The following is a 6,621-nucleotide window of genomic DNA, read 5'->3' as shown; positions in this document are numbered from 1 at the left end:
GTCGCCCTTGGCAAGAGGCGCAACACCGCTGCGCGGCCGGACAGGCGCTCCCGGAGGGCTTGCCGGTGCGCCTCCGAGGCGGTGTTGCCGGTCCTCGCCGTAGGGCCCGCTACGCCTTCGGTCCGGCGCCTAGCCTCGAAGGCGCACCGACAAGCAAAAGACAACGAATTTCGGTTACAGGACACTAGAAGCGCACGTGTGCTTCCAGCGCTTGCAGATTATAGCCCTGATTCGGGGAGGAGAGACCCGCGTTGGATGTGTGCTGGACCCGGTATCCGATGAAAAGGTTGCGGTCGACCCTCAGCTGCGCCGTGGCCCAGGAGGTGAACTGCCAGTTGCTGCCGAAATCGCGCCCGCCCAGGGAGGTTTGCGAGATATAGGTCGGCCCGGTACCGAGACCGAACCCCACAGGCGAGCGCGGACTGCCTGCCCACACGCCGACGTTGCCACCGGCGGTAACCATGGAATCCCCGGCCGCGGCGAGTCTGGCGGCGTTGAGTTCCAGCCGGCTGGTCGCGTTCCAGCCCCTGGGGTCACCCAGGCGACCCGGGAGCGGGGTACGCCAGTAGATCTCCTGGCTGTTGAAGCCCGCATCCCCCAGGCTGGCCCCGGCACGCACGCCGATCTCCGCAGCCGAGGGCGCGGTGGCCGGCGTGATCATGAACAACGAGGCCAGCAACAGCCAATGTGCCTGGGATCGATGACGCATGTACAATGATTTCCACGTAATGGAGCGGCAACAACGCGGGCCGGCGCGACCCCACCGAACCCACGGGATCATAGCAGCTCTGACTTAACCACGGCTGAAGATACACCACAGGCCCATGGCCCCTCGTTCTGGCACCGCTGTCATTCCCCTCCGCCGCGCGCGTGGGTTTGTCGCGACGCTTCCACGTTTAAGCAAGCGGCGGATCGTGGACCACTGCGCGTGATTGCCCTCTGGGCAGGTTCTGGACCCGGCATTTGTTCAGGGGGAGAAGCGGTCCCGCCGCGCCGTGTACTCGGAAATAAACGGCTGCATGCGGGTCTCGTCCCAGGGTTGCAGCCCGCTGATCACCACCTTTTTCGAGCCGCTACCCATCACGGCCTCAGCGTCGGTGACCTGGAAGCGCAGCCACTCCTCGGCCCGTTTGCCGTCCACCTCCAGACTGGCGGTATCCAGGACCATATCCAGATCGCAGGTCGTTGGGCGCCGCAGCTCAAAGGCCATGCTGTCGTAGAGCACCAGCGGACGATCCGGGTTGAACATCATTCCCCGCTCGCGCATGAGCGGCTCCAGGAACTCGGGAAAATTCCGCCCGGAGAAGGCGGCATAACGCCGGATGAAGGCCTCGACCACGGCCGGGTCCCGGACGACCTCGCCGTCGCGTTCCACGTCCAGATACACCTTGCCTTGCTCATCCGCGATGCTCAGCCCCGGCGCATCGGAGTCGGGGAACACCAGCGGCACATCCCGCCCCACCATGCCGCGGAAGCGAAAGCCCATACGCTCGGACAATCCGTAGTAGCCCAGTACCAGCGCAAACATCAAATCCCCGGGCACGCAGAACCGGCGGGCATCGGCATCGTGGATGGGGTTGAAGTCGCCGGCGACTTCCTTGGCGAATCGGCTCGCCTGTTCGGCGGAGATCCGCACCGCGCCGCCGCTGCGGCAATGGTAGGCATCGAGGAACATGGTAGTGGCAACTCCCTTTTGGCCCTTGCCGTCATCAAACATGCCCGGCAGCCGAGATCAGGCCGGCGGCACGAACGAAATAATGAGTCGATCGGGCATCCTCGAACCCACGCTATCACCAACAACAGGCTGAAGCCGGCAGGCTCAGCCGCCGACATGGGACATTTCAACTTTCCACTGCAGCGGCGCGGTCTCGCTGGTGCGCTGCTCGGAGTAGCGATCTTCGCGCTGGCGCCACACGCCGCGAATGATCTCGGCGAGCTGTTCGTCGTCCACGCTGTCGTCGCGCAGCGGCGTACGCAGATCGAATCCGCGACCGGCGAACAGGCAGGTGAACAGCTGCCCTTGGGAGGCCAGGCGGGCGCGGGTGCAGGTACTGCAAAACGGCTCGCTCACCGAGGAGATAATGCCGATCTCGCCGGCACCATCGGTGTAGCGGTAGCGACTCGCCACCTCGCCGGTATAGTTCGGCTCCAACGGCTCGATGGGCCATACGGCATCGATGGCATCGCGGATCTGCGCCGCGGTGACCACATCGTCCAGGCGCCAGCCGTTGGAATTACCCACGTCCATGAACTCGATGTAGCGCAGGATGTGGGGGGTCTTTCGAAAGTACTCCGCCATGGGCACGATCTGGCCCTCGTTCATGCCACGCTTGACCACCATGTTGACTTTGACGGGATTCAGCCCCGCCTCGGAGGCCGCCTCAATGCCCTCAAGCACCGGGCCGACGGGCCAGTTGACGTCGTTCACGGCCTTGAAGACATCATCGTCAATGGCGTCCAGGCTGACGGTCACGCGATTGAGTCCGGCGTCCACAAGGGCCTGCGCGTGCTGGGGGAGCAGCGAGGCGTTGGTGGTCAGGGTGATATCCTCGATGCCGTCGATATTCGCCAGCATCTCGATCAACTCCGGCAGATCCTTGCGCACCAGCGGCTCGCCACCGGTGATGCGCAGCTTGCGCACGCCGAGCCCGGCAAACACCCGGGTCAGCCGAGTGATTTCCTCAAAGGTGAGCAGTTCGCGGCGCGCGAGGAATGGGTAGTGCGATCCGAAAATCTCCTTGGGCATACAGTAAACGCAGCGGAAATTGCAGCGATCCGTCACAGATATGCGCAGATCCTGCAATGGTCTGCCGAAGATGTCCTGAGTGGCCATGGAGCGTCTCCCGGCGCGAGCCTTGGCCGCGCGATCTTGCAACGGGGATGCGCGAGCATCCGAAACCCGGCGCCGCACAAGCTGGCGCCCACACACCTAGTGTGACATAGACATGTCCCTGGAATGAATCAAAGCATTGTCGGCCGCTCCCGTGGCGTCACCGTACCAAGGCTGCTTTCGTGGCACGTGCGCGCGGACAGCGCCACCAGCCGGACGCCGGTGCGGGCCGAATTGGGGCGTTGTCCCACACTGACCGACGTGGGGTGGCAACGGCAGGGCTGATATGATCCGGTGAGGAAAACGCCACACAAAGGGGGGCCGTTGCTCCAGACCAAGGCCCGACCCAATACCGTGGTCATGGTGCTCTGCGGCATGTTCACGGCCCTGGTCGTGATCGTGTTCGCACGCCTTGCCTACGGGCTGATCCTGCCGCCCATGCGGGCGGATCTCGGGCTGAGCTACCAGCAGGCGGGAACCCTGGCAACGGTGACCGCGCTGGGGTATCTGGGTTTCGTGCTGGCGGGCGGCGGCGCCGCCGCCCGCTGGGGCGCCCGGCCGGCCGTGGTATTCGGGTTGGCCACAGTCGCCGTGGGCTTTGCAGGGCTGAGCGTCGCCTCGGCCTATCCGCTGCTGATTATGCTCATGGCAGTGCTGGGTTTTGGCACCGCATTCAGTTTCGCTCCAATGGTCTCACTGCTGGCAACTTGGTACCCCGACAAGCGGGGCTTGGTCATCGGCTGCATAACCGGCGGTATCGGCGCAGGCATGTTGCTGATCGGGCTCTTGGTCCCCTGGCTCCACACCCTGTTCGGCGATGACGGCTGGCGTGTCACTTGGGGTGTTTTCGCCGCAGGCGCAGTAGCGGTGGGCGTGCTGGTCATTGCCTTCGTGCGGGATCCGCCGAGCACACAGACCGGCGCCGGTGGCCGGCCGCCGTCCGCCGACAAGTGGCAGATCTACCGCCATCCGCGCATGCTCACGGTGGCTGCGGTTTACGGCATCGTTGGACTCACCTACATCGTTCAGGCGGTGTTCATGGTCAGCTTCATGGTGGAATCCGGCTTCACCGAGGCCACGGCAGGGCGTTTTCTGGCCATGATGGGGCTGCTGTCCGTGGCGGCGGGGCCATTGTGGGGCATGCTCTCGGACCGCTGGGGGCGAGGCAACGCATTGACCACGGCCATGAGCTTGGTCACGCTCGCCATGGCCCTGCCCCTGATCAACCAGAGCCTGCCGATGTTCTTCGTGCATTTTCTGCTCATGGGCTGCTCCGTGAACGGGATGTTCGCTCTGATCCAGGCCAGCAGCACCGACCAGGTGGCACCGCGCTACATCCCCATCGCCTTTAGTTTTGTCACGCTGTTCTTCGCGGGTGGGCAATTCGTCGGCCCAGTTGTCGCCGGCTGGCTGATCGAGACCACCGGCGATTTTCGCACCGCCTTCGGTTTTACCTTCATCGGGCTGGCCATCGGGGTGTATCTGACCCTGCGTATCAGGCGATTCCCGCGAGGCTTCGCAGTGGGCCAGCCATTGGCTGCGACAGCCGCCACGCATCGCAGCCGCGGATAGATCACACCCGGAGGTGGTCTGCCTGATTGGGCAAGTAAGGCAGGCTATCCCGGGCGTTTCAACGCAAACGAGACGGAGGAACGAACCTCTCTGATGCCAAACCACATGCATAACCGGGTGCGGCGGCGCAACGCCGACTGGGATGTGGCCGTTATCGGTGCTGGGGCGGCTGGCATTGCAGCCGGCCTGCAGCTGCGCGAGGCGGGCCTTCGCGTGCGCATTTTCGAGGCTGGCAACCGCATTGGTGGGCGCGCCTGGACCGAATCGAAGTCCCTCGGCGTGCCCTTCGATCGTGGCTGTGCCTGGTTCCATTGCGCCGACCGTAACCCCCTGCGGCTGCTGGCGGACACCCACGGCGTGCACTACAGCGGTAACCCCACTTTGGCGTACCACGTCGACGACCATCTCCTGTCCGAGGACGAGGCCCGAGACCTGCGGGCGGCTGTCGGTGCGGACGTCGAGGCGATCCGCCGTGCCGGCCTCGCCGGTGTGGACCGCTCAGCGAGAGAGTATCTGATGGCGGGCGCGTATCACGCCGCCGTCCGGGACTACCTGATCAGCGCGATTAACGGCGTTGCACCGGAGGCCTATGCGACGGCAGAGGCGGCCGCCGATGACGACACCGGTCAGGATTGGATCGTGCGCGAGGGTATCGGGCACCTGCTCCAGCAGCTGGCCCGGCCACTGAGCATCACCACGGGTTGTGCAGTAACGGCCGTCGATGCCTCCGGCCCCGGCGTGCAACTGACCACGGGTGGTGGGCGGCTGCGGGCTGCGTGCGTGCTCATCACCGTCTCCACTGGGGTTCTCGCCACGGGCGCGATCCGCTTCCGCCCGTCTGTGCCAGAGTGGAAGGCCAGCGCCATCGCCGCGGTACCCATGGGTGTGGCCGAAAAGGTGGGGATCCGCTTCCAGGGCGATCCGTTCCCGGTGCCACCCGACACCTACCTGGTCGTGCAACCCGGGCCCGATACGCCGGCTTTCGGCCTGCACTTGTGTCCGGCCGGTCACCCAATCGCCGTGGGCTACGCCGGGGGCCCCCTGGCGCATTGGTTGGCGGATGCCACAATGGGGGAAGTGGAAGCCTTCGCCTTGGACCATCTGGCGGCCGCATTCGGCAATGCCATCCGCACGCGCGCCGTGCGTGCGACGCGCACCAACTGGCGTCACGACCCCCTGACCCTTGGCAGCTACTCAGCCGCTCGACCCAACGGTGGACATGCCCAGCGTCATGCGCTCGCGCAACCCCTGTGGGACCGCGTGTACTATGCTGGCGAGGCCACGCACGTATGCGACTTCGCCACCGCCCATGGCGCCTGGCTTTCGGGCCAACGGGCAGCCAGCCAGGTGATTGAGGGCTTAACCAACGCTACAGCAGCGCGCTGACAATGGCAGCTATCGCGGCTGTGCCCGAGACACCCAGCAGCGCGGGCCTGAGCCACGCGCGATCCAACCAGGCGGCGACGTAGCCGGACAACCAGAAACCGACGCCGACTGCCGGCAGCAGACTGAGCCCCATGAGCAGGTCCGGCAGCCCGAAGCGACCGAATAAGGCCAAGGTGGTGAGGATGATCACGCCACCGGGGACGAAAGCTGCCGATAACGTGCCCCGCAGGCGGGCGCCGGAGAAACGCTGGAAGGCGAGGGCGAGCGGCGGCCCGCCAATGGACGTGGCTGTGGCCATCAAGCCGGTTAGGCCGCCGGCCAGGAGGATATGATGGGGGCGTGGATTGGCGATGCCACCCGAGACGCTCAGCCCGACACCCAGAAGCACCAACACGCCAAAGACGAGCCCGAGCATGTCCTCGGCCACCACCCCAAGGATGGCGATTCCGGCCAGTGAGCCCGGCAGCTGCCCGACCACCGCCCAACCGGCATCCGGGAAATACACGGCGCGCCAGTCCCGCAGCAGGATCAGCAGCGGCAGACACATCCCCGCCACGATCATCGCCCCGGGGATCAGCGCTGGCTGGATGAAATACAGCAGGGGCGCCCCGATCAACGCCACCCCGAAACCGATGGCTCCCTGAATCAGGGAGCCTGCCAGAATCACCAGACCGGCGAGTAGCCATTCCGACAGCGTCAGCGGAACCTCCACGGGCTCTCCTTCGGTGCGGGTGGCACGCGCAAACGGGCCAGCCTATACCCGGTCGCGCCCAGACGGGACGGTGCATGACGCCCGCGGCTCATGCCCGCGGGAGCCAATCCCTGGCCCACCG

6 protein-coding genes are annotated in these 6,621 nt (G+C 65.5%); 2 read left to right on the top strand and 4 right to left on the bottom strand.

Annotated features, from left to right (window positions below; all coding sequences use genetic code 11):
* Positions 1-184: 184 nt before the first annotated feature.
* The 3 genes from QZT63_RS03395 to moaA form a co-directional block, all read right to left on the bottom strand.
* A complete protein-coding gene (locus QZT63_RS03395; RefSeq protein WP_290648592.1) occupies positions 185-709 on the bottom strand; it encodes an acyloxyacyl hydrolase in 525 nt (174 codons plus the stop codon).
* A gap of 258 nt (positions 710-967) precedes the next feature.
* Positions 968-1,717, bottom strand: a complete 750-nt coding sequence (locus QZT63_RS03390; RefSeq protein WP_290648590.1) for a DUF3581 family protein — start codon at positions 1,715-1,717, stop codon at positions 968-970.
* A gap of 102 nt (positions 1,718-1,819) precedes the next feature.
* The gene (gene moaA / locus QZT63_RS03385; protein ID WP_290648588.1) at positions 1,820-2,833 is read right to left on the bottom strand and encodes a GTP 3',8-cyclase MoaA; all 1,014 of its coding nucleotides are present in this window, start codon (positions 2,831-2,833) and stop codon (positions 1,820-1,822) included.
* A gap of 321 nt (positions 2,834-3,154) precedes the next feature.
* Between moaA and QZT63_RS03380 the strand changes: the two genes are divergently transcribed.
* Both QZT63_RS03380 and QZT63_RS03375 read left to right on the top strand, forming a co-directional pair.
* A complete protein-coding gene (locus QZT63_RS03380; protein ID WP_290648586.1) occupies positions 3,155-4,402 on the top strand; it encodes an MFS transporter in 1,248 nt (415 codons plus the stop codon).
* Between the two features lie 93 nt (positions 4,403-4,495).
* Positions 4,496-5,788, top strand: coding sequence for an NAD(P)/FAD-dependent oxidoreductase (locus tag QZT63_RS03375; protein WP_290648585.1), 1,293 nt, complete (start codon positions 4,496-4,498; stop codon positions 5,786-5,788).
* On the opposite strand, the gene QZT63_RS03370 is transcribed toward QZT63_RS03375, so the two are convergent.
* Complete coding sequence (locus tag QZT63_RS03370; RefSeq protein ID WP_290648584.1) at positions 5,772-6,500, bottom strand: sulfite exporter TauE/SafE family protein; 729 nt, start codon at positions 6,498-6,500, stop codon at positions 5,772-5,774. The two genes, QZT63_RS03375 and QZT63_RS03370, sit on opposite strands and share 17 nt — an antisense overlap.
* Positions 6,501-6,621: the final 121 nt, after the last annotated feature.

The organism is Aquisalimonas sp. (assembly GCF_007120195.1).
Lineage (GTDB): Bacteria > Pseudomonadota > Gammaproteobacteria > Nitrococcales > Aquisalimonadaceae > Aquisalimonas.
The sequence above is the reverse complement of the archived record's forward strand: the minus strand, read 5'-3'. Positions and strand labels throughout refer to the sequence as shown.

Coding starts and splice junctions, on each gene's coding strand:
- moaA (WP_290648588.1), bottom strand. CDS start 2,833: ATGGCCACTCAGGACATCTTCGGCAGACCATTGCAGGATCTGCGCATA.
- QZT63_RS03390 (WP_290648590.1), bottom strand. CDS start 1,717: ATGTTTGATGACGGCAAGGGCCAAAAGGGAGTTGCCACTACCATGTTC.
- QZT63_RS03375 (WP_290648585.1), top strand. CDS start 4,496: ATGCCAAACCACATGCATAACCGGGTGCGGCGGCGCAACGCCGACTGG.
- QZT63_RS03395 (WP_290648592.1), bottom strand. CDS start 709: ATGCGTCATCGATCCCAGGCACATTGGCTGTTGCTGGCCTCGTTGTTC.